Origin of the sequence: Streptomyces sp. NBC_00328 (assembly GCF_036139655.1) — a bacterium.
GTDB lineage: Bacteria > Actinomycetota > Actinomycetes > Streptomycetales > Streptomycetaceae > Streptomyces.
Window position 1 is genome coordinate 5,874,203 of the sequence record NZ_CP108013.1, and the last position, 21,211, is coordinate 5,895,413.

The window sequence follows — 21,211 nt, forward strand, 5'->3', positions numbered from 1 at the left end:
CCCACGGGAACTCCGGGCGGTCTTTGACTGTTGGTTAGCTGTCAGTCATCCGTCGAACCTCAAGACTCACCCTCGGACGCGGTAGCGCGGGGGTCGCAGGAGGCACCGTGCTCACCGCGTTCGCCCGGGCGTTCAGGACGCCCGACCTGCGCAAGAAGCTGCTCTTCACGCTCGGCATCATCGTGGTCTACCGAGTCGGTACACACATCCCGATTCCCGGTGTGAACTACAAGAACGTCCAGTCGTGCATCGACACGGCCGACTCGAACCGCGGGCTGTTCAGCCTGATCAACATGTTCAGTGGCGGCGCGCTGCTCCAGATCACGATCTTCGCGCTCGGCATCATGCCGTACATCACGGCGAGCATCATTCTCCAGCTGCTCACCGTGGTGATCCCGCGACTGGAGGCCCTCAAGAAGGAGGGCTCGGCCGGTACGGCGAAGATCACGCAGTACACCCGTTACCTGACGGTCGCGCTCGCGATCCTGCAGGGCACGGGCCTGGTGGCCACCGCCCGCAGCGGCGCGCTGTTCTCCGGCTGCCCGGTTGCCAACCAGATCGTGCCGGACCAGTCGATCTTCACCACCATCACGATGGTCATCACGATGACCGCCGGCACCTGTGTCGTCATGTGGCTCGGTGAGATCATCACCGACCGCGGCATCGGCAACGGCATGTCGATCCTGATGTTCATCTCGATCGCGGCGACCTTCCCGAGCGCTCTGTGGACCGTCAAGGTCCAGGGCAAGCTGGCCAATGGCTGGATCGAGTTCGGCACGGTCATCGCGGTGGGTCTGTGCATGGTCGGCCTGGTCGTCTTCGTCGAGCAGGCGCAGCGCCGGATTCCGGTCCAGTACGCGAAGCGCATGATCGGCCGCCGTTCCTACGGCGGAACGTCGACCTACATTCCGCTGAAGGTCAACCAGGCAGGTGTGATTCCTGTCATCTTCGCGTCGTCGCTGCTCTACATTCCGAGCCTGGTCGCCCAGTTCTCGAAGAGCAACTCCGGGTGGAAAACATGGGTCACACAGAACCTGACCAAGGGTGACCACCCGATTTACATCACCTTGTACTTCCTTCTGATCGTGTTCTTCGCGTTCTTCTACGTGGCGATCTCGTTCAACCCCGAGGAAGTCGCCGACAACATGAAGAAGTATGGTGGCTTCATCCCGGGCATCCGGGCTGGCCGGCCGACCGCTGAGTACCTCAGCTACGTACTCAACCGGATCACCTGGCCGGGTTCGCTGTATCTGGGGCTGATCGCTCTCGTGCCGACGGTCGCGTTGGTTGGTTTCGGGGCAAACCAGAACTTCCCGTTCGGTGGCACCAGCATCCTCATCATCGTGGGTGTGGGCCTTGAGACGGTGAAGCAGATCGAGAGTCAGCTTCAGCAGCGCAATTACGAAGGGTTCCTCCGCTGATGCGAATCGTCCTCGTCGGGCCGCCCGGTGCCGGGAAGGGAACGCAGGCCGCGTTCCTCGCCAAGAATCTGGCGATCCCGCACATCTCAACGGGCGACCTGTTCCGCGCCAACATCTCTCAGCAGACGGAACTCGGCAAGCTGGCGAAGTCCTACATGGACAAGGGCGAACTGGTACCGGACGAGGTCACCATCGCCATGGCCAAGGACCGCATGGAGCAGCCCGACGCGGAGAACGGCTTCCTGCTCGACGGCTTCCCGCGCAACGTCTCGCAGGCCGAGGCGCTGGACGAGATGCTGAGCACCGAGGGCATGAAGCTGGACGCGGTGCTGGACCTGGAGGTCCCCGAGGACGAGGTGGTCCGCCGTATCGCGGGCCGCCGCATCTGCCGCAACGACTCGGCGCACGTCTTCCACGTGTCGTACAAGGCGCCGAAGCAGGAAGGCGTCTGTGACGTCTGCGGCGGCGAGCTGTACCAGCGCGACGACGACTCCGAGGACACCGTCCGTACGCGGCTGGAGGTCTACCACACGCAGACCGAGCCGATCATCGACTACTACCGGTCGCAGAGCCTGGTCGTCACGATCCCGGCGCTCGGCAAGGTCGAAGAGGTCACGGCGCGCGCGATGGGGGCCCTGGCCCGCGAGGACGCCTAGTCCCTGCGGTCCGTTCCGTGACGCACGCGTGTCGCGGGGGAGCGTGAAGCAGTACGTCGCATCGGCCGCGGCACCCTCACCGGGTGCCGCGGCCGACGTGCGAGGCGGACAGGGTGGAGGTCCTGTGCGCGGCGGGGTCCCAGGGCCCCGGGCGGGGTGAGGTGAGTCCCCCGTATCGTTGGAGTAGTCCGTTTCCCGGTCCAGAAAGGCCGCAGCCACCATGGTGCAGATCAAGACCCCCGAGCAGATCGCCAAGATGCGTGAGGCGGGACTGGTCGTCGCGGCGGTCCATGCGGCCACGCGGGAAGCGGCGGTGCCCGGCGCGACCACCCGGGACCTGGACGAGGTCGCGCGCAAGGTGCTGGAGGAGCACGGCGCCAAGTCGAACTTCCTCGGGTACGGCGGCTTCCCCGCGACGATCTGCACCTCGGCCAACGAGGTCGTCGTCCACGGCATCCCGGACGACAAGACCGTCCTGAAGGACGGCGACATCATCTCCATCGACGCCGGCGCGATCGTGGACGGCTGGCACGGCGACGCCGCCTTCACCGCGTTCGTGGGCTCCGGACACGCCCCGGAACTGATCGAGCTCTCCCGGGTGACCGAGGAGTCGATGTGGGCGGGCATCGCGGCCATGAAGGTGGGCAACCGCCTCGTCGACATCTCCCGCGCCATCGAGACCTACATCCGTCGCCAGCCCAAGCCGGGCGGCGGCAAGTACGGGATCATCGAGGACTTCGGCGGCCACGGCATCGGCACCGAGATGCACATGGACCCGCACCTGCTGAACTACGTCGAGCGCAAGCGGGGGAAGGGGCCGAAGCTGGTCCCCGGGTTCTGCCTCGCGATCGAGCCGATGGTGTCGCTCGGCACCCCGCGGACCGAAACGCTCGAGGACGACTGGACCGTGATCACCACGGACGGCACCTGGTCCTCGCACTGGGAGCACTCTGTGGCGCTGACGGCGGAGGGGCCGCTGGTCCTCACGGCGCCCGACTGCGGCCGGGCGAAGCTCGCCGAGTACGGGGTCACGGCGGCGCCCGACCCCCTCGCGGGCTGAAGCCCCCGCCCCTCGCGGACTGAAGCCCGCGTCCGCGGGGAGCCCGCCCGCTCCCTTCGCCGGCCGTGTCATCGGCCAGCCCCGCCCTTCGCGCATACCGCGTCGATGGGTGGGGCATCGTCATGAGTGGCGGGGAGGACCGAGGCTGATTCGTCTTTCCGGGAGCCCTGACGTAGACTGACTCGTCGGCTCTCGTGCACCCGCATGTCTGCATGCGCTCGCACGAAGTCGATCAAGGTAGTCGATTCGAAGGGCAAAGCGTGGCCAAGAAGCAAGGTGCCATCGAGATCGAGGGCACTGTCGTCGAGTCTCTCCCGAACGCCATGTTCAAGGTAGAGCTCCAGAACGGCCACCAGGTCCTGGCGCACATCAGCGGCAAGATGCGCATGCACTACATCCGCATCCTCCCTGACGACCGGGTCGTGGTGGAGTTGTCTCCGTACGACCTGACGCGCGGCCGGATCGTCTACCGCTACAAGTAGATCTTGCCTTGCTCCGTGTCCCGGTTCCGGGGCGCGGGGGGTGGCACTGACCCGGAGAACCTCACCTAATGAAGGTCAAGCCGAGCGTCAAGAAGATCTGCGACAAGTGCAGGGTGATCCGCCGTCACGGTCGGGTCATGGTCATCTGCGAAAACCCGCGCCACAAGCAGCGCCAGGGCTGACGCACGACCGCACCTTCTGCACCCGCAGATACTTCGCGCGACGCAAGCAGTACATGTTCATACGCAGGATCCAGGGCTGAGTCTCATCAGGCCTGACACCCCCGGTCGGAGGCCGGGGACCCGGTTCGTACCGACTCCTCGATCCCTGGATCAGAGGACGACGGCGGGCGGGATCCGGTTCTGTGGAAGACCTCCGAACGACAACTGGAGCCATTGAATGGCACGCGTTTCCGGTGTTGACATCCCGCGCGAAAAGCGTGTGGAGGTCGCCCTCACCTACGTGTTCGGCATCGGCCGGACGCTTTCCCAGCAGACGCTGGCCGAGACTGGCGTGAACCCCAACACGCGCGTTCGTGACCTCTCCGAGGAGGAGCTGGTCAAGATCCGCGAGTACGTGGACGCCAACATCAAGACCGAGGGTGACCTCCGTCGCGAGATCCAGGGCGACATTCGCCGGAAGATCGAGATCGGCTGCTACCAGGGCATCCGCCACCGTCGTGGCCTGCCCGTGCACGGTCAGCGCACCAGCACGAACGCCCGTACCCGCAAGGGCCCGCGTCGCGCGATCGCCGGCAAGAAGAAGCCGGGCAAGAAGTAGTCCTCAGCGGACAACGCTTCACCAGCGGTCTTCGCTGTAGGACCGACCACCTCCCCGTAGGAGAAACAGATGCCCCCCAAGGGTCGTCAGGGCGCCGCCAAGAAGGTGCGCCGCAAGGAAAAGAAGAACGTCGCTCACGGGCACGCTCACATCAAGAGCACGTTCAACAACACGATCGTGTCGATCACCGACCCCTCGGGCAACGTGATCTCCTGGGCCTCCGCCGGCCACGTCGGCTTCAAGGGCTCGCGCAAGTCCACCCCCTTCGCCGCGCAGATGGCCGCTGAGTCGGCCGCCCGTCGCGCGCAGGAGCACGGCATGCGCAAGGTCGACGTCTTCGTGAAGGGCCCGGGCTCCGGTCGCGAGACCGCGATCCGCTCCCTCCAGGCCACTGGCCTCGAGGTCGGCTCGATCCAGGACGTCACCCCCACCCCGCACAACGGCTGCCGTCCGCCGAAGCGCCGCCGCGTCTGACGCACGGCCGCTCGGCCGTCGATCCTGACGGCCCTGTGCTTGGTTCGAGGTTTCCGGGCGGTACGGCTCCGTAAAAGGGCCGTATCGCCCGTACCCTTGCTGTACTCGTCTCTTCGGAGGCGCGGTTTTGTCGGGCGTCAAATAGCGGGCGTCCACGAATGAAGGACTGATCACCACATGCTGATCGCTCAGCGCCCCTCGTTGACCGAAGAGGTCGTCGACGAATTCCGCTCCCGGTTCGTGATCGAGCCGCTGGAGCCGGGCTTCGGCTACACCCTCGGCAACTCCCTGCGCCGCACCCTCCTCTCGTCGATCCCCGGCGCTGCTGTCACCAGCATCCGCATCGACGGTGTCCTGCACGAGTTCACCACCGTGCCGGGCGTCAAGGAGGACGTCACCGACCTGATCCTCAACATCAAGCAGCTGGTCGTCTCCTCGGAGCACGACGAGCCGGTCGTGATGTACCTGCGCAAGCAGGGCCCGGGTCTGGTCACCGCCGCCGACATCGCGCCCCCGGCCGGTGTCGAGGTCCACAACCCCGACCTCGTCCTCGCCACGCTCAACGGCAAGGGCAAGCTGGAGATGGAGCTGACCGTCGAGCGCGGTCGCGGCTACGTCTCCGCCGTCCAGAACAAGCAGGCTGGTCAGGAGATCGGGCGCATCCCGGTCGACTCGATCTACTCGCCGGTGCTGAAGGTCACGTACAAGGTCGAGGCGACCCGTGTCGAGCAGCGCACCGACTTCGACAAGCTGATCGTCGACGTCGAGACCAAGCAGGCCATGCGTCCCCGTGACGCCATGGCGTCGGCCGGCAAGACCCTGGTCGAGCTGTTCGGTCTGGCCCGCGAGCTCAACATCGACGCCGAGGGCATCGACATGGGCCCGTCCCCCACGGACGCCGCCCTCGCCGCCGATCTCGCGCTGCCGATCGAGGAGCTGGAGCTCACGGTCCGCTCGTACAACTGCCTCAAGCGTGAGGGCATCCACTCCGTGGGTGAGCTCGTCGCCCGCTCCGAGGCCGACCTCCTGGACATCCGCAACTTCGGCGCGAAGTCCATCGACGAGGTCAAGGCGAAGCTGGCCGGCATGGGCCTGGCCCTCAAGGACAGCCCGCCCGGATTCGACCCGACCGCCGCCGCCGACGCCTTCGGCGCCGACGACGACGCGGACGCGGGTTTCGTGGAGACCGAGCAGTACTGAGCCCAGTACTGGGACGGTTTCCGTCCTCCGGGGTCCCTCGGGACCCCGGATCTTCGACGGGCAATCGCCCGCTCGGACACTGACTCCGGTACCTGATACGGCCGGGGCAGACACCTAGGAGAAAAAATGCCGAAGCCCGCCAAGGGTGCCCGTCTGGGCGGCAGCGCCGCGCACGAGAAGCTGCTTCTCGCGAACCTCGCGAAGTCGCTCTTCGAGCACGGCCGCATCACCACCACCGAGGCCAAGGCCCGTCGCCTGCGTCCCTACGCGGAGCGTCTGGTCACCAAGGCGAAGAAGGGTGACCTTCACAACCGCCGTCAGGTGCTCTCGGTGATCACGGACAAGAGCATCGTGCACACGCTCTTCACCGAGATCGGCCCGCGCTACGAGAACCGCCCGGGTGGCTACACCCGTATCACCAAGATCGGTAACCGTCGTGGCGACAACGCGCCCATGGCCGTCATCGAGCTGGTGGAGGCCCTGACCGTGGCCCAGCAGGCCACCGGTGAGGCCGAGGCTGCCACCAAGCGTGCCGCCAAGGAGACCGAGGCCCCGGCCAAGGTCGAGGACACCAAGGTCGAGGACGCCGCCGAGGCTCCCGCCGAGGAGTCGAAGGACGCCTGAGGCACTGCCTTGCTGTGAGCGGGTCCGTCCCTTTCGGGGCGGGCCCGCTTTCGCGTTCCCGGGGAGGAACCCGGGCTTGAGAGGATCTAGGTGTGAGTGACGAAGCGGAGCCCGGGTTCGTCCGGGTGCGGTTGGACCTGTCGTATGACGGGACCGAGTTCTCCGGGTGGGCGAAGCAGGCCGGCGGACGCAGGACCGTGCAGGGGGAGATCGAGGACGCCCTGCGGACGGTGACCCGGACGAAGGACACCACGTACGAGCTGACCGTGGCCGGGCGGACCGACGCCGGGGTGCACGCGCGCGGCCAGGTGGCCCACGTCGACCTGCCCGCGGAACTGTGGGCCGAGCACCGGGAGAAGCTGCTGAAGCGGCTGGCCGGGAGGCTGTCCAAGGACGTGCGGGTGTGGTCGCTGACCGAGGCGCCCGCCGGCTTCAACGCGCGCTTCTCGGCGGTCTGGCGGCGCTACGCCTATCGCGTGACCGACGAACCCGGCGGTGTCGACCCGCTGCTGCGCAGTCATGTCCTGTGGCACGACTGGCCGTTGGACGTCGACGCCATGAACCGGGCGGCCGAACGGCTGCTGGGGGAGCACGACTTCGCCGCCTACTGCAAGAAGCGCGAGGGTGCGACGACCATCCGCACCCTCCAGCAACTGAGCCTGGTGCGAGGCGAGGACGGCGTCATCACCGCCACCGTGCGGGCCGACGCCTTCTGCCACAACATGGTGCGGTCCCTGATCGGGGCCCTGCTGTTCGTGGGGGACGGGCACCGCGGGCCCGACTGGCCGGGCAAGGTGCTCGCCGCCGGCGTACGGGACTCGGCCGTTCATGTCGTACGGCCGCACGGGCTGACGCTCGAGGAAGTCGGCTATCCCGCCGACGAGTTGCTGGCCGCGCGGAACAAGGAGGCCCGGAACAAGCGGGCGTTGCCGGGAGCGGGCGGATGCGAGACCTGCTGACACCCGGGCGTCTGTAAGGGTCCGCTGACGGCCCGTCCGGCTGAGCGGGCGTCACTGCCGTGTGCGGGGCGGTGCGGCGGCCGCTGTTCGTCGGCCGCCGCCCGCAATCGCTACTTGTTGGCCGCGGCCGACGCCTGGGCCTGTCCCCGCCGGCCGATCTGACGGAACGCGAACTCCGCGAGATCGTCGCCGGTCGTGAACACCGCGGTGTCCTTCGTCGTCACGTTCTTGCCGTTGGTGAAACCGGAGAGCGTGAAGTAGGCGTAACGCCCGTAGGCGTTGGTGGTCGACCGGCAGACGGCCGCGTCGCAGAACGCCTTGATGCCGTTGCCCGGGAGCGAGGCGATGATGCTCTTCTTGTCCGCGTCGGCCTTGGCCGCGCTCGCCTGGGCCTCGGTGTCGAAGACCGCGATGCCGACCGTCACCGCCACCCCGTCCTTGACGTAGGTGACCCGCATGAAGCGGGTGCAGTCGTCCCTCTTCAGAACCGCCGGCAGCGTGCCCTTCACGGCCGAGGCGCAGTCCTTCGTGTCGGCCGTCGGCCCCTTGCGGTACACACGGTTGCCCATGGTGAGCTGCGTACCGGGGAAGAGGATGTCCGGGCTCAGCGGCGCGGTGTCCTTCTGCGCGCTGGCTATGAACTGCTTCGGATCCAGCGGCGGCGGAGCCGAGGTCGGCTCGAAGGACGGCGCCGGTGTCGTGGCGCCGGGGATGTCCGCGCTGGCGGGCAGTTGGGACGGCTGATTCGTGGCCTGATTGTTCCCGTTCGCGTTGGCGACGGCCATGGCCACGGCAGCGCCGACCGCGACGGTGGCCAGCGCCCCGCCCACGATGAACAGCACTTTGCGCCGTTTGTTGCGCGTTTCGGAAGCCTCCGCCATGGCGGCCCAGTCGGGATTCCCGCCGGAACGCTGGTTGTTCCACTGAGGCGTTTGCTGAGAACCCGGCTTCCAGGGGTCCCACGGGGGCTGCCCCTGCCCACCCTGCCCATAACTCATGCGCCGCATCTTAGACGGGGGTTGGGGGGTGCCGGTCAGCTCCACCGGGCACTTGAGCCCCTAGCGTGATCTGAACGCGCAAGGGCAAAAGTGACATCTCCGGGTGGTTGGTGCGTAGGGCCTCCTGGCACGCGTGGGCGGTCTCGGGCGCGGTGCTGTGCGCGCATGCCGCGGGCGTCGCGCTCCGCGCCTCGGACGGGGGGATGGACAACGCGATCGTCGTCCGGGCGGCGCGGACCTGGCTGGACGGCGGTTCGCCCTACGCCGACCGGCACTTTCTCCATCTCCCGAGCGCGGTGCTCGCGGCGGCGCCGCAGACGCTGCTCCCGGCGTACGCCCTCCGCGTGCCGGTCCCGCTGACGGTGACCGCGCTGCTGGTGACGGGCTGGGCCTGCGCGCTGAGCGTCCACGGGGTCCCCTGGCGCAGCCGCCTCGCGGTGCTCGGCCCGGCCGGGCTCGCGCTGGGCTTCGCACCCTTCGGTCACCTGGTCTCGCTCGGCAACTGGACCGTGACCGCCGCGGCGGCGCTGCCGCTCGCCCTGCTGCTGGCTGCGCGGGACCGGTGGGGGTGGGCCGAGCGGTCGTCGGCGCGGCCCTCGCCCTGAAGCCGCTGCTCGTGCCCGTGGTGCTCCTCTTCCTCTTCGCGCGCCGATGGCGGGCGCCGGCCGCGATGTTCCTCGTGCCCGCCCTGGCGTCCGGCGGGGCGGCGCTGCTGGTGCCCGATCCTGCGGCGTTCGTCACACGGACGCTGCCGTTCCTGCTGCGCGGCCACGACGGCTTCGTACGCCTCTACGAGGCCTCTCCGGCGGCCGTGCTGCCGCGTCTCGGGGTGCCGTCCCCGGTGGCGGTCCCGCCGGCCTGCGCGGGGGCCTGTGCCGGGGTGCCGGCCGCGTACCGCCGCTGGTCGCGCGGTGTTCCCGGGCCGCCGCGGCTCGCCGAGACGGTGCTGCTGATGCTGTCGGCGTTCCTGGTGTCCCGGCGTTCCTTCCGTGACTGCTTTACCCTGTGTGTGATGACTGCATCGGTGGCGCTCCCGCGTCACCGGCACCTGCCGCTCGCCGGCCCGGACCACTTCGTCGCCCAGCGACGGGGGCGACGGGCCACGAGGGTGTGAGCACTCGCGTTTTGACCCTTCCGGGCCGCCACGGGTAAGCTTGCAGTTCGTTATGTGTATTGGCTTGCTCATTCTCACGTGAGGGGCCCTTACACCGGTCCACCGGGGCTGATGACCAGCGACCAGCACGCGGTATGCGTCACCGCAGTGCGGTCAGGGCTGTCGTGATCGTCCGTGGTGGCCATGTCAGGACCCACTCACTGAAGAAGCGAAGGCTACGACCGTGCGTACGTACAGCCCCAAGCCCGGCGACATCACTCGCCAGTGGTACGTCATCGACGCCCAGGATGTCGTCCTGGGCCGTCTGGCGACCACTGCCGCGAACATTCTGCGCGGCAAGCACAAGCCGATCTACGCGCCCCACGTCGACGCTGGTGACTTCGTCATCATCATCAACGCCGACAAGGTGCACCTCTCCGGCAACAAGAAGACCCAGAAGCTGGCGTACCGCCACTCCGGTTACCCGGGTGGTCTGCGCTCCGTCCGTTACGACGAGCTGCTGGCGAAGAACCCCGAGAAGGCCGTCGAGAAGGCCATCAAGGGCATGGTTCCCAAGAACACCCTGGGCCGCCAGGTGCTCTCGAAGCTGAAGGTCTACGCGGGCGAGAACCACCCCCACGCTGCGCAGCAGCCGGTCCCGTTCGAGATCACCCAGGTCGCGCAGTAGTTCCGGCCACCCCCTAAGACATAAAGAAATCTGAGGAGAATCGTGGCCGAGACCACCGTTGAGCAGCCGGTCGAAGAGACTGAGCTCGTCGACATCGAGAGCTACACCACCGAGTCCGAGGTGCCCGTCGAGGGCGAGTACACCTCGGAGTCGCTCGAAGGCCGCTTCGGCGACCCGCAGCCGGCCGCCGGCCTGGGCCGTCGCAAGAACGCCATCGCCCGCGTCCGGATCGTTCCGGGCACCGGCAAGTGGAAGATCAACGGTCGCACCCTTGAGGACTACTTCCCCAACAAGGTGCACCAGCAGGAAGTCAACGAGCCCTTCAAGGTGCTCGAGCTCGACAACCGCTACGACGTTGTCGCCCGCATCTCGGGTGGCGGCGTCTCGGGTCAGGCCGGTGCCCTGCGCCTCGGCGTGGCCCGTGCGCTGAACGAGGCCGACGTGGACAACAACCGCGGCGCCCTCAAGAAGGCCGGCTTCCTCAAGCGCGACGACCGTGCGGTCGAGCGCAAGAAGGCCGGTCTCAAGAAGGCCCGCAAGGCCCCGCAGTACAGCAAGCGTTAATCTTCGCCGCTTGCTTCTGCGCGTAGTACGCGTAGCTCCGAACGCCCCGGCTGCACGCCACAGTGCCGCCGGGGCGTTCGTTTATCACAGTGGTTGGGCGTATAACGGCACAAGGTGCTCAAAGGCTCATGTGATCGGATGACTCCGTATCCTTCGGGGGACTTCCGTACTCTGCAGCTTTTCTCAGGAGGACAAGTGGGACGACTCTTCGGCACGGACGGCGTGCGCGGTGTCGCCAACGCGGATCTGACGGCCGAGCTCGCGCTCGGGCTTTCCGTGGCAGCGGCGCACGTACTCGCCGAGGCGGGCACGTTCGAAGGCCACCGGCCCGTAGCCGTGGTCGGGCGGGATCCGCGCGCGTCCGGGGAGTTCCTGGAGGCCGCGGTGGTCGCGGGCCTCGCCAGCGCCGGTGTGGACGTCCTGCGCGTCGGCGTGCTGCCCACCCCCGCGGTGGCGTACCTCACCGGGGTGCTCGGCGCCGACCTCGGCGTGATGCTCTCCGCGAGCCACAACGCCATGCCCGACAACGGCATCAAGTTCTTCGCCCGCGGCGGGCACAAGCTCGCCGACGAGCTGGAGGACCGGATCGAGGGCGTCTACGAGGAGCACCGCACCGGCGCTCCCTGGAACCGCCCGACCGGCTCCGGCGTCGGCCGGGTGAACTCCTACGACCAGGGCTTCGACCAGTACGTCGCCCACCTCATCGCTGTTCTCCCGAACCGTCTCGACGGTCTGAAGGTCGTCCTCGACGAGGCGCACGGCGCGGCCGCCCGGGTCTCGCCCGAGGCCTTCGCGCGGGCCGGTGCCGAGATAGTCACGATCGGCGCGGCGCCCGACGGGCTCAACATCAACGACGGCTGCGGCTCCACGCACCTGGAGCTCCTCAAGGCCGCCGTCGTCGAGCACGGCGCCCACCTCGGCATCGCGCACGACGGCGACGCCGACCGCTGCCTCGCCGTGGACCACACGGGCGAGGAGATCGACGGCGACCAGATCCTGGCCGTTCTCGCGCTGGCGATGCGGGAGCGTTCCGTACTGCGCTCCGACACCGTTGTCGCGACGGTCATGTCCAACCTGGGCTTCAAGCTCGCCATGGAGCGCGAAGGCCTCGCCTTCGTCCAGACCGCGGTCGGCGACCGCTACGTCCTGGAGGAGATGAAGCGGCACGGCTACGCGCTCGGCGGCGAGCAGTCCGGGCACGTCATCATCCTCGACCACGCCACGACCGGCGACGGCACGCTCACCGGCCTGCTGCTCGCCGCCCGGGTCGCCCAGACCGGCCGTACGCTCCGCGACCTCGCCTCGGTCATGGAACGGCTGCCGCAGGTCCTCATCAACGTGCCCGACGTCGACCGGACACGGGTGAACACCTCCGCCGAGCTCACCGCCGCGGTGGCCGACGCCGAGAGCGAACTCGGCACCACCGGACGGGTGCTGCTGCGCCCCTCCGGCACCGAGCCGCTCGTCCGCGTCATGGTCGAGGCCGCCGACATCGACCACGCCCGCTCGGTGGCCGCGCGCCTCGCCGACGCCGTGAAGTCGGCGCTCGGCTAGGACAGGTCCTGGGCCTCTCCGCCTGAATCCGTGAGGCCCGGCACCCCAGGGGTGCCGGGCCTCACGGCTGTCCGCGCCGGTGTCTTCGCCGGGCGGCCCGTTACCGGGCGGGGGCCGGACGGGCGACCTGCCGCTTGCGCTGCATCGCCCAGAACCACTTCTGGGCGAGCAGTGTCAGCGTGCCGGCGACCACGATGCCGAGCAGATTGAACAGCAGCTGCTTGGTGGATCCCCACGTCTGGCCCATGTCGCCGTAGCTCAGGGCCACCGCAGCGTTCGCGGCGGCCGGGACCGTTGTCACGGAGATCGCGACACCGACCAGGGCTCCGGACTTGGTCGAGGTCAGCGACAGCATGCCGGCGGCGCCGGCGAGCACCGCGACGACGAAGGAGAACCAGTCCGGGGCGTAGACGAACCCGGTGTTGGGGCGCGGCCCCTCCAGCTGCGCCTCGCTGAACAGTCCCACCCCGTCCATGAACAGGCTGAAGAGCACCGTCACCGCCATGGCGATCGCGAAACCGGCCAGCAGCGCCGTCAGGGAGCGCAGGGCAAGGCGCCGCCCCCGCTGCACGATCGCCGTGCACAGCCCGGCCAGCGGGCCGAACTCCGGCCCCACGGCCATGGCGCCCACGATCAGGACCGCGTTGTCGAGCACCACACCGCACGCCGCGATCATCGTGGCGATCGTGATGAAGGCGACGTAGGTGACCGACAGCGTCGACTCCTCGTGCGTGGCCTCCTCCAGGTGCTCCCACAGCACCGCGTCGACGCCCTCGCCCGGGGCCTCGTCCTCCGCTTCGTCGGCCCGCTGCGACAGCGACAGGTCGATGTTCTCGACGGCGATCGACCCGGTCCGGTCGAGCCCGGCCTCCCGGAGCTCGCCGATGAGTTCGTCGCCCGCCTCGCGCGCGACATCGCACATCACGACGTCGCCCGCCGGATTGCGGGCGGCACCCGGAAGCACGACGAGGTGTGCGGTGCCGACCGTCCCCTCGATCAGGCGTACGACGTCGTCGGTCCGGTCCGAGGGAGTGATCAGGCGCAGGTGCAGCATGGCCGCAGAGTAGCCGCCGCCCGCGAGGGGGCGAACGGTGCCTGCCGGGGCACTACAGCTTGCGCAGGCTCAGGCGCTGCACCTTGTGGTCCGGGCCCTTGCGCACGACGAGGGCCGCCCGGCCGCGGGTGGGAGCCACGTTCTCCAGCAGGTTCGGCTTGTTGATGGTGCGCCAGGTCGTACGGGCGTAGTCGAGGGCCTCCTCCTCCGAGACCTGGGTGTACTTGAGGAAGTACGAGTCGGGCTTCTGGAAGGCCGTCGCGCGCAGCTTGCGGAAGCGGTTCAGGTACCAGCGCTCGATGTCCTCGGGGCGGGCGTCGACGTACACACTGAAGTCGAAGTAGTCCGCGAGGCCGACCCGTGTGCGGCCGTCCTTGCCGGGCAGCGCCGGCTGGAGCACGTTCAGGCCCTCGACGATGAGGATGTCGGGGCGGCGGACGGTGAGTCGCTCACCCGGCACGATGTCGTAGATCAGGTGCGAGTAGACGGGTGCCGTCACCTCGTCCTTGCCCGCCTTGATGTCCGCGACGAACCGGGTCAGGGCCCGGCGGTCGTACGACTCGGGGAAGCCCTTGCGGGACATCAGCCCGCGCGCTTCGAGCTCCTTGGTGGGGAGCAGGAAGCCGTCCGTGGTGACCAGCTCGACGCGGGGGTGCTCGGGCCAGCGGGAGAGCAGGGCCTGGAGCAGACGGGCGACGGTGGACTTGCCGACGGCCACGGAACCGGCGACGCCTATGACGAACGGGGTGCCGGACTGCGAGCCCTTCTCGCCCAGGAACGTGTTCAGGGCGCCTCTGAGCCCGTCCGTGGCGCCGACGTACAGGTTCAGCAGCCGGGACAGCGGCAGATAGATGTCCCGCACCTCGTCGAGGTCGATGACATCGCCCAGGCCGCGCAGCTTCTCGAGCTCCTCGGCGTTCAGCGTGAGCGGCGTCTTCTCACGCAGCGCGCTCCACTCGGCACGGGTGAGATCGACGTAGGGAGTCGCCTCCGGCTTGGACCGGTGGGCGCTCCGCGGCAACGGGGAGACCGGAGAGATCACAGTCCATTGTTAACGGAGTTTGAACGGGGTGGGGGGTGGGGTGCGTCACGCGGGCGCCGGACTCCCCGGCATGCCGCGGCGGCGGCCGGAATCCGGAGGCGGGGCAGACCTGGGTCAGGACCTGTTCCGGGGCCGCTGCTCCCGGATGCGGATCTTCGTGCCGTCGGCGCTGTCGCCTGTCGGCATGTCCAGGTGCTTCGCCGAGGTGACGTTCAGCGATCCGCGGCTGACGGACCGTCAACGAGCGCCGGGTGTCGGCCAGATGGCGCATCTTGTGGCCGATGTGCGTGTTCGAAGCGTTCCGGGCGGGATGGCGGGGCCGTCGAGTCACGCAGGTGTCACGATCGAGTGTCGGGTGATCTTGCGGGTGACCGGTGGAATGATCTTCTGGCTAGCGTTCCCGGTGGATGTGCACGGTGTGTGCACAGGAAACCGACAGAAAGAGCTGCCGTCGTGAGATCCGCCGCCGTCCGCCGTACCGCCCTCGCCGCCTCCGCCGCGGCCCTCGCTCTGTTGGCCACCGCGTGTGGCGGCGACGACAAGGCCGACAAGGGCGGCAGCGGTGAGGACAAGGGTGGCGCGGCCGCGTCCTCCGCCCCGGCGGCCAAGGCGCTCACCGCCGCCGAGCTGGAGAAGGCCGCGCTCACGCAGGCGGACGTCAAGAGCGGCAAGGTCACCGAGAAGGTGCCGGCGACGGCGGTCGTCGCGCGGGACAAGGTGAAGACCTCCGACGCGGCCTGCGCCCCGCTCGCCTACCTCCAGACCGGCTCCTACGTGGGCAAGCCCTCCGCCACCGTGGCGCGCCAGTGGACGGGCGACCCGAGGAAGCCCGCCGCGGGCGCCACCGACGAGGAGAAGATCTTCGCCGGTGTGGGCACCATGGTGCTGGTGACGCTCGCCTCCTACGATGACGGCGGTGCCGAGCAGGCGATGAAGGACCTGAACGCGGCCGCCGCGAAGTGCGCCGGCGGCTTCAGCTTCACGGCGGAGGGTGACACGACCAAGAACCTGAAGGTCGTCAAGACCGACGCGCCCAAGGGCGGCGACGAGGCGTTCGCCCTGACCTCCAGCCTCCAGCTGGAAGAGGGGGACGAAGCACCGGTCAAGGGAGTCGTCGTCCGCAAGGGGGCCACCCTCGCCTACTTCCCCGCTGTCGACATGGCTTCGACCGCCACCGGCAAGGACTGGGACTTCCCCACGGAGATCGTCGACGCCCAGCTCACCAAGCTCGGCTGACCGAGCCCGGCTGACCGTTCGGCGCACGGCAGTCGCCGGCCCCGGTCCGCGGAGCCGCTCGTACCGCAGCAGGAATTTCCGATTCCGGGCACGCGGCGGCTCTTTTCGGCGGACGTCGAACCCTAGTCTGCTGGGCATGTGCGGAATCGTGGGTTATGTGGGGTCGCAGCCGGCGCTCGACGTGGTGATGGCCGGACTGAAGCGACTCGAGTACCGGGGATACGACTCGGCGGGTGTCGCCGTCCTCGCGGACGGGGGACTCGCCGTCGCGAAGAAGGCCGGGAAACTGGTCAACCTGGAGAAGGAGCTGGGGGGCAGGCCGCTGCCCTCCGGAACGACGGGAATCGGGCACACCCGCTGGGCCACCCACGGAGGCCCCACGGACGCCAACGCCCATCCGCACCTCGACAACGCGGGCCGGGTCGCCGTCGTCCACAACGGCATCATCGAGAACTTCGCCCTGCTCCGCGCCGAGCTGGCCGAGCGGGGGCACGACCTGGCCTCCGAGACGGACACCGAGGTGGTCGCGCATCTGCTCGCCGAGGAGTACTCCTCGTGCGCGGACCTGGCGGAGGCGATGCGGCAGGTGTGCCGGCGCCTGGAGGGCGCGTTCACGCTGGTCGCCGTGGACGCCGACGAGCCGGACGTGGTCGTCGGGGCACGACGGAACTCGCCGCTGGTGGTCGGTGTCGGCGACGGCGAGGCCTTTCTCGCCTCGGACGTCGCCGCGTTCATCGCCCACACCCGCTCGGCGATCGAACTGGGCCAGGACCAGGTGGTCGAACTGCGCCGCGACGGCGTGACCGTCACCGGGTTCGACGGCAGCCCCGCCGAGGTCCGCTCGTACCACGTCGACTGGGACGCCTCGGCGGCGGAGAAGGGCGGCTACGACTACTTCATGCTCAAGGAGATCGCCGAGCAGCCCAAGGCGGTCGCCGACACCCTGCTGGGACGGATCGACGCGGCGGGCTCGCTGTCGCTCGACGAGGTGCGCATCCCGGTCCAGGTGCTGCGGGAGGTCGACAAGGTCGTCATCGTCGCCTGCGGGACCGCCTTCCACGCCGGGCTGATCGCCAAGTACGCCATCGAGCACTGGACGCGCATCCCGTGCGAGGTGGAACTGGCCAGCGAGTTCCGCTACCGGGACCCGATCCTGGACCGCCGTACGCTCGTCATCGCGATCTCGCAATCCGGCGAGACCATGGACACGCTGATGGCGCTGCGGCACGCCCGCGACCAGGACGCCAGGGTGCTGGCGATCTGCAACACCAACGGCTCGACGATCCCGCGCGAGTCCGACGCGGTGCTGTACACGCACGCCGGCCCCGAGGTCGCCGTCGCCTCCACCAAGGCGTTCCTCACCCAGCTCGTGGCCTGCTACCTGGTGGCGCTGTACCTGGGGCAGGTGCGCGGCACCAAGTGGGGCGACGAGATCCAGGCCGTCGTCCGGGAGCTGTCCCGCATCTCCCGCGAGGTCGAGCGGGTCCTGGAGACCATGGAGCCGGTACGGGAGCTCGCGCGCTCCCTCGCCGACAAGGACACCGTGCTGTTCCTCGGCCGGCACGTGGGCTATCCGGTCGCGCTGGAAGGCGCCCTGAAGCTGAAGGAGCTGGCGTACATGCACGCCGAGGGCTTCGCGGCGGGGGAGCTCAAGCACGGCCCGATCGCGCTGATCGAGGAGGACATGCCGGTGGTGGTCGTGGCCCCGTCGCCGCGCGGCCGCTCGGTCCTGCACGACAAGATCGTCTCCAACATCCAGGAGATCCGGGCCCGGGGCGCCCGCACGATCGTCATCGCGGAGGAGGGCGACGAGGCGGTCGTCCCGTACGCCGACCACCTCATCCGCATCCCGGCTACCCCCACCCTGCTCCAGCCGCTGGTGTCGACGGTCCCGCTCCAGGTGTTCGCCTGCGAACTGGCGACGGCCCGGGGCAACGAGGTGGACCAGCCGCGCAACCTGGCGAAGTCCGTGACGGTGGAGTGAGCGCCGTCGCCGTGTCGGGCCGCGGAATGGCCCCGCCCTCTAGGGTGCGGACATGAGCATCATCGGGGTCGGTATCGACGTGGCCGAGATCGACCGGTTCCGGGCGTCGCTGGAGCGGACGCCCGGGCTGGCCGAACGTCTCTTCGTGGAGAGCGAGTTGCTGCTGCCCAGCGGCGAACGGCGGGGCGTCGCCTCGCTCGCGGCCCGCTTCGCGGCGAAGGAGGCGCTCGCCAAGGCGCTGGGCGCCCCGGCGGGACTGCACTGGACGGACGCCGAGGTCTACGTGGAGGACAGCGGCCGGCCGAGGCTGCGTGTGAAGGGCACGGTGGCGGCCTGCGCGGCCGAACTGGGCGTGGCCTCCTGGCATGTGTCGCTCAGTCACGACGCCGGGGTGGCCTCGGCGGTGGTGGTGGCGGAGGGATAGCCGGGCCGCCGCCTTCGGGCGGGGGGTACGGAGGCCGCGGGCCCGCCGGAGGGCAGAGAGGCCCCGGGCCCGCCGCGTTCGGGCGGAGCCGTACGGGACTTGCCTGGACCGCTCCGGACGGGGATCACGGCCCGCACGGCGCCGCCCGGTTCCGGACAGGGCTCGCAGGCCCGCACGGTGCGGGGAGCGCGCACGGGACGTGCCGGTGCGGGAGACTCGGCGTCATGCGTACTGCGTACAGCGTGGAGACCGTGAGGGCCGCCGAGCGGGAGCTGATGGAACGGCTCCCCGAAGGGGCGTTGATGCAGCGGGCGGCCGCCGGGCTCGCCGCCGCCTGCGCGGACCTGCTGGGCCGGGTGTACGCCCGCCGGGTGGTGCTGCTGGTGGGCAGCGGGGACAACGGCGGCGACGCCCTGTACGCGGGGGCGCGCCTCGCCCGGCGCGGGGCCGGTGTCACCGCGGTGCTGCTCGCCCCCGAGAGGACCCACCCGGGAGGACTGGCCGCGCTGCTGCGCGCCGGAGGCACCTCGGCCGCGCCCGGCGCCGCCGAACCGCTCCTGCGGCGGGCCGACCTCGTGGTCGACGGCATCGTCGGGATCGGGGGCAAGGGCGGCCTGCGGCCGGAGGCCGCGCGACTCGCCGAACTCGCGCACGCCTCGCGGGCCGCCGTCGTCGCCGTCGACCTCCCGTCCGGTGTGGAGGCGGACACCGGGGAGGTGCTCGGCGCGGCCGTCCGCGCCGACCTCACCGTCACCTTCGGGACCCACAAGCCGGGGCTGCTCGTCGACCCGGCGCGCGGGTACGCCGGTTCCGTACGCCTTGTCGACATCGGGCTCGACCTGCCGGACCCGGCCGACGTGGAGGCGCTCCAGCACGCCGATGTCGCGGCCCGGCTGCCCTTCCCGGGCGCGGAGAGCGACAAGTACCGGCGCGGTGTCGTCGGGATCGCCGCCGGGTCCGACCGCTATCCCGGGGCAGCGGTCCTCGCCGTGGCCGGGGCGCTGCGCGGCGGCGCCGGGGCGGTGCGGTACGTCGGGCCCGCCGCGGACGCCGTCGTCGCCCGCTTCCCCGAGGCACTGGTCTCCGCGGCGGGACCGTCGAAGGCGGGTCGGGTGCAGGCCTGGGTGGTGGGCCCCGGGGCCGGGGACGACGCCTCGGCGGTCGCGGAGGTGCTCGCCGCGGACGTGCCGGTGCTGGTGGACGCGGACGGGCTGCGGCTCGCCGACCGGGGGGCCGTGCGGGCCCGTACCGCGCCGACGCTGATGACCCCGCACGCCGGGGAGGCCGCCGCGCTGCTCGGGGTCGCCCGGGAGGCGGTGGAGGAGGCCCGGCTGGCCTCCGTACGGGAACTGGCGGGGCTGTACGGGGCGACGGTCCTCCTCAAGGGGGCGACGACCCTGGTCGCCGGCCCCACGGGCGGCGCGGTGCGGGTGAACGCCACCGGGACGGCGTGGCTGGCCACCGCGGGGAGCGGGGACGTGCTGTCGGGACTCGCGGGGTCGCTGCTGGCGTCGGGGCTCTCCGCGCTCGACGCGGGCAGCGTCGCCGCGTATCTGCACGGACTCGCCGGCCGCTTCGCGGCGGACGGCGCTCCCGCGGGCGCCCACGACGTGGCCGAGGCGCTGCCGGAGGCCTGGCGCGACATCCTCGACTGACCCCGCATCGACTGACCCCGCATCGACTGACCCCGCATCGGCTGACCCCACCCCGACCGACCCGGGGCGTCCGGGCGGGGAGCGGGTGTCGCGGGCGTTGCACAGATCGGGGGACCTTGTGCGTGTGGCGCCCCCGGGGTGCGCGTGATGTTGCGTATGTCTGTTCGCGTGATGAGCAGACGAAGGGTGTGCCGGGGGATCGCGGTGCTGCTGGCGGTGGTTGCGGCCGTGCCCGTGGGGGCGGTGGCGGCCACGTCCGCTCCGCTGCCGCCCGCCTCCGGGCGGGTGGGCGAGCCGTGGCCCGGTGCGGCGGGAGGACCGCGTCCGTCCTGGCCGGGCGACGCCCCGGACGGCCGGCTGCCGGCGGCGGCCGCGGCGGCCATGGGCATGCCCGCCGCGGGGCGGGGCGTGCGGGACGTGCCCGGTGGCATGCGCAGGCCGGTCACGACTGCGCCGGTCACGTCCGGGTCGCTCGGGTCCGGGCCGGTCACGTTCGCGCCGCTCGGGTCCGACCCGGCCGGGACCCGAGCGCCCAGGTCGACGCCGATGGATCCCGCGTCGGCGGAGCCCGCGTCGGTCGGGTTCGCGCCCGTCGGGCCGGGCCCGGTCACGTCCGCGCCGGGCGCCTCCCCCTCGTCCGGCGCGGCGGGCGCCCGGCCCGCGGTGGCGTGCGGCGGGCGCGGGGGTCCGTACCAGCGGCAGGCCGAGCGGTGGCTGGGGCTGAGGGTGGACGGGAAGCAGTCGGCGGCCGACTGCCGGGCCATCCGCGCCTTCCAGAAGAAGCACGGGATCGAGCCCGCCACCGGGACCGCCGGACCGGCGACCTGGGCCCGCATGCGGAAGCTGTCGGCCCCGGCCCACAGCGCCCCGCACACCCGCCCCCTTCGCGGCTGCCCGGTCCGCTCCTACCGCGTCGCCTGTGTCGACCTCACCCACAAGCGCACCTGGGTGCAGCAGCGGGGCCGGATCCTGTACGGCCCGGTGCCGATGCGCAGCGGCGGGCTCCGGCACCCCACCCGCACCGGCTGGTTCAGGATCTTCTGGAGGCACCGTCACCACTGGTCCACCCTGTACAACAGCCCCATGCCGTACGCCCAGTTCTTCAGCGGCGGGCAGGCCTTCCACGCCGTCCGCGGCAGCATCCGTACCGTCGGCGGCTCGATGGGCTGCGTGAATCTGCGGCTCGCCGACGCCCGAGGGCTCTGGAAGGTGCTCAGGAAGGGCGACCACGTCTATGTCTGGGGCCGAAGGCCGCGCGGCTGA

Annotated in this window: 22 protein-coding genes and 1 pseudogene; 20 read left to right on the forward strand and 3 right to left on the reverse strand. The window is 70.1% G+C overall.

The genetic code is table 11. From position 1 onward, the window contains the following. Positions 1 to 107 precede the first annotated feature (107 nt). From secY to truA, 10 genes are all read left to right on the forward strand, one after another. Positions 108 to 1,421 carry a preprotein translocase subunit SecY gene (gene secY / locus OG485_RS25865; protein ID WP_328670904.1) on the forward strand — a complete coding sequence of 438 codons (1,314 nt, stop codon included), beginning with the start codon at positions 108 to 110 and terminating at the stop codon, positions 1,419 to 1,421. Then, complete coding sequence (locus tag OG485_RS25870) at positions 1,421 to 2,077, forward strand: adenylate kinase (protein ID WP_328449230.1); 657 nt, start codon at positions 1,421 to 1,423, stop codon at positions 2,075 to 2,077. Before secY ends, OG485_RS25870 begins: the two co-directional genes overlap by 1 nt. 220 nt (positions 2,078 to 2,297) lie before the next feature. Further along, a complete protein-coding gene (map, locus tag OG485_RS25875; RefSeq protein ID WP_328670905.1) occupies positions 2,298 to 3,137 on the forward strand; it encodes a type I methionyl aminopeptidase in 840 nt (279 codons plus the stop codon). A gap of 260 nt (positions 3,138 to 3,397) precedes the next feature. Next, complete coding sequence (gene infA, locus OG485_RS25880; protein ID WP_003948620.1) at positions 3,398 to 3,619, forward strand: translation initiation factor IF-1; 222 nt, start codon at positions 3,398 to 3,400, stop codon at positions 3,617 to 3,619. Between the two features lie 68 nt (positions 3,620 to 3,687). Next, positions 3,688 to 3,801 carry a 50S ribosomal protein L36 gene (gene rpmJ, locus OG485_RS25885; protein ID WP_003998809.1) on the forward strand — a complete coding sequence of 38 codons (114 nt, stop codon included), beginning with the start codon at positions 3,688 to 3,690 and terminating at the stop codon, positions 3,799 to 3,801. A gap of 217 nt (positions 3,802 to 4,018) precedes the next feature. Beyond that, positions 4,019 to 4,399: a 30S ribosomal protein S13 gene (gene rpsM, locus OG485_RS25890; protein ID WP_037626962.1), complete on the forward strand. Its 381-nt coding sequence runs from the start codon at positions 4,019 to 4,021 to the stop codon at positions 4,397 to 4,399. Between the two features lie 69 nt (positions 4,400 to 4,468). Beyond that, entirely contained in the window at positions 4,469 to 4,873 is a 405-nt protein-coding gene (gene rpsK / locus OG485_RS25895; protein ID WP_003956432.1) for a 30S ribosomal protein S11, read from the forward strand. A 177-nt stretch (positions 4,874 to 5,050) separates the two neighbouring features. Continuing rightward, positions 5,051 to 6,073: a DNA-directed RNA polymerase subunit alpha gene (locus OG485_RS25900; protein WP_024755423.1), complete on the forward strand. Its 1,023-nt coding sequence runs from the start codon at positions 5,051 to 5,053 to the stop codon at positions 6,071 to 6,073. 126 nt (positions 6,074 to 6,199) lie between these two features. Then, positions 6,200 to 6,697: a 50S ribosomal protein L17 gene (gene rplQ, locus OG485_RS25905; protein WP_328670906.1), complete on the forward strand. Its 498-nt coding sequence runs from the start codon at positions 6,200 to 6,202 to the stop codon at positions 6,695 to 6,697. Between the two features lie 92 nt (positions 6,698 to 6,789). Continuing rightward, positions 6,790 to 7,656 carry a tRNA pseudouridine(38-40) synthase TruA gene (gene truA, locus OG485_RS25910; protein WP_328670907.1) on the forward strand — a complete coding sequence of 289 codons (867 nt, stop codon included), beginning with the start codon at positions 6,790 to 6,792 and terminating at the stop codon, positions 7,654 to 7,656. A gap of 110 nt (positions 7,657 to 7,766) precedes the next feature. Here the strand turns inward: truA and OG485_RS25915 are convergent, their stop codons facing one another. Then, positions 7,767 to 8,654: a hypothetical protein gene (locus OG485_RS25915; protein ID WP_328670908.1), complete on the reverse strand. Its 888-nt coding sequence runs from the start codon at positions 8,652 to 8,654 to the stop codon at positions 7,767 to 7,769. 110 nt (positions 8,655 to 8,764) lie between these two features. On the opposite strand from OG485_RS25915, the pseudogene OG485_RS44045 reads away from it, so the two are divergent. From OG485_RS44045 to glmM, 4 genes and pseudogenes are all read left to right on the forward strand, one after another. Further along, a pseudogene (locus OG485_RS44045) lies at positions 8,765 to 9,690 on the forward strand (glycosyltransferase 87 family protein); the annotation flags it as partial. A 301-nt stretch (positions 9,691 to 9,991) separates the two neighbouring features. Beyond that, positions 9,992 to 10,435 carry a 50S ribosomal protein L13 gene (gene rplM, locus OG485_RS25930; protein WP_168529673.1) on the forward strand — a complete coding sequence of 148 codons (444 nt, stop codon included), beginning with the start codon at positions 9,992 to 9,994 and terminating at the stop codon, positions 10,433 to 10,435. A 42-nt stretch (positions 10,436 to 10,477) separates the two neighbouring features. Then, the gene (gene rpsI / locus OG485_RS25935) at positions 10,478 to 10,999 is read left to right on the forward strand and encodes a 30S ribosomal protein S9 (RefSeq protein WP_261705341.1); all 522 of its coding nucleotides are present in this window, start codon (positions 10,478 to 10,480) and stop codon (positions 10,997 to 10,999) included. Between the two features lie 195 nt (positions 11,000 to 11,194). Further along, a complete protein-coding gene (gene glmM, locus OG485_RS25940; RefSeq protein ID WP_328670914.1) occupies positions 11,195 to 12,553 on the forward strand; it encodes a phosphoglucosamine mutase in 1,359 nt (452 codons plus the stop codon). Positions 12,554 to 12,653: 100 nt separating this feature from the next. Here the strand turns inward: glmM and OG485_RS25945 are convergent, their stop codons facing one another. Both OG485_RS25945 and coaA read right to left on the reverse strand, forming a co-directional pair. Beyond that, positions 12,654 to 13,607: a DUF389 domain-containing protein gene (locus OG485_RS25945; RefSeq protein WP_328670916.1), complete on the reverse strand. Its 954-nt coding sequence runs from the start codon at positions 13,605 to 13,607 to the stop codon at positions 12,654 to 12,656. A 52-nt stretch (positions 13,608 to 13,659) separates the two neighbouring features. Beyond that, a complete protein-coding gene (gene coaA / locus OG485_RS25950; protein ID WP_328670917.1) occupies positions 13,660 to 14,649 on the reverse strand; it encodes a type I pantothenate kinase in 990 nt (329 codons plus the stop codon). Between the two features lie 145 nt (positions 14,650 to 14,794). On the opposite strand from coaA, the gene OG485_RS25955 reads away from it, so the two are divergent. From OG485_RS25955 to OG485_RS25980, 6 genes are all read left to right on the forward strand, one after another. Further along, positions 14,795 to 15,106, forward strand: coding sequence for a hypothetical protein (locus OG485_RS25955; RefSeq protein ID WP_328670919.1), 312 nt, complete (start codon positions 14,795 to 14,797; stop codon positions 15,104 to 15,106). Beyond that, positions 15,103 to 15,885, forward strand: a complete 783-nt coding sequence (locus OG485_RS25960) for a hypothetical protein (protein ID WP_328670921.1) — start codon at positions 15,103 to 15,105, stop codon at positions 15,883 to 15,885. The genes OG485_RS25955 and OG485_RS25960 overlap by 4 nt, the downstream gene beginning before the upstream one ends. Positions 15,886 to 16,021: 136 nt before the next feature. Continuing rightward, complete coding sequence (gene glmS / locus OG485_RS25965; RefSeq protein ID WP_328670923.1) at positions 16,022 to 17,869, forward strand: glutamine--fructose-6-phosphate transaminase (isomerizing); 1,848 nt, start codon at positions 16,022 to 16,024, stop codon at positions 17,867 to 17,869. A gap of 52 nt (positions 17,870 to 17,921) precedes the next feature. Beyond that, a complete protein-coding gene (locus tag OG485_RS25970) occupies positions 17,922 to 18,293 on the forward strand; it encodes a holo-ACP synthase (protein ID WP_328670925.1) in 372 nt (123 codons plus the stop codon). A 224-nt stretch (positions 18,294 to 18,517) separates the two neighbouring features. Further along, entirely contained in the window at positions 18,518 to 19,948 is a 1,431-nt protein-coding gene (locus OG485_RS25975) for an NAD(P)H-hydrate dehydratase (RefSeq protein ID WP_328670927.1), read from the forward strand. A 171-nt stretch (positions 19,949 to 20,119) separates the two neighbouring features. Next, positions 20,120 to 21,211: a L,D-transpeptidase family protein gene (locus OG485_RS25980; RefSeq protein ID WP_328670929.1), complete on the forward strand. Its 1,092-nt coding sequence runs from the start codon at positions 20,120 to 20,122 to the stop codon at positions 21,209 to 21,211.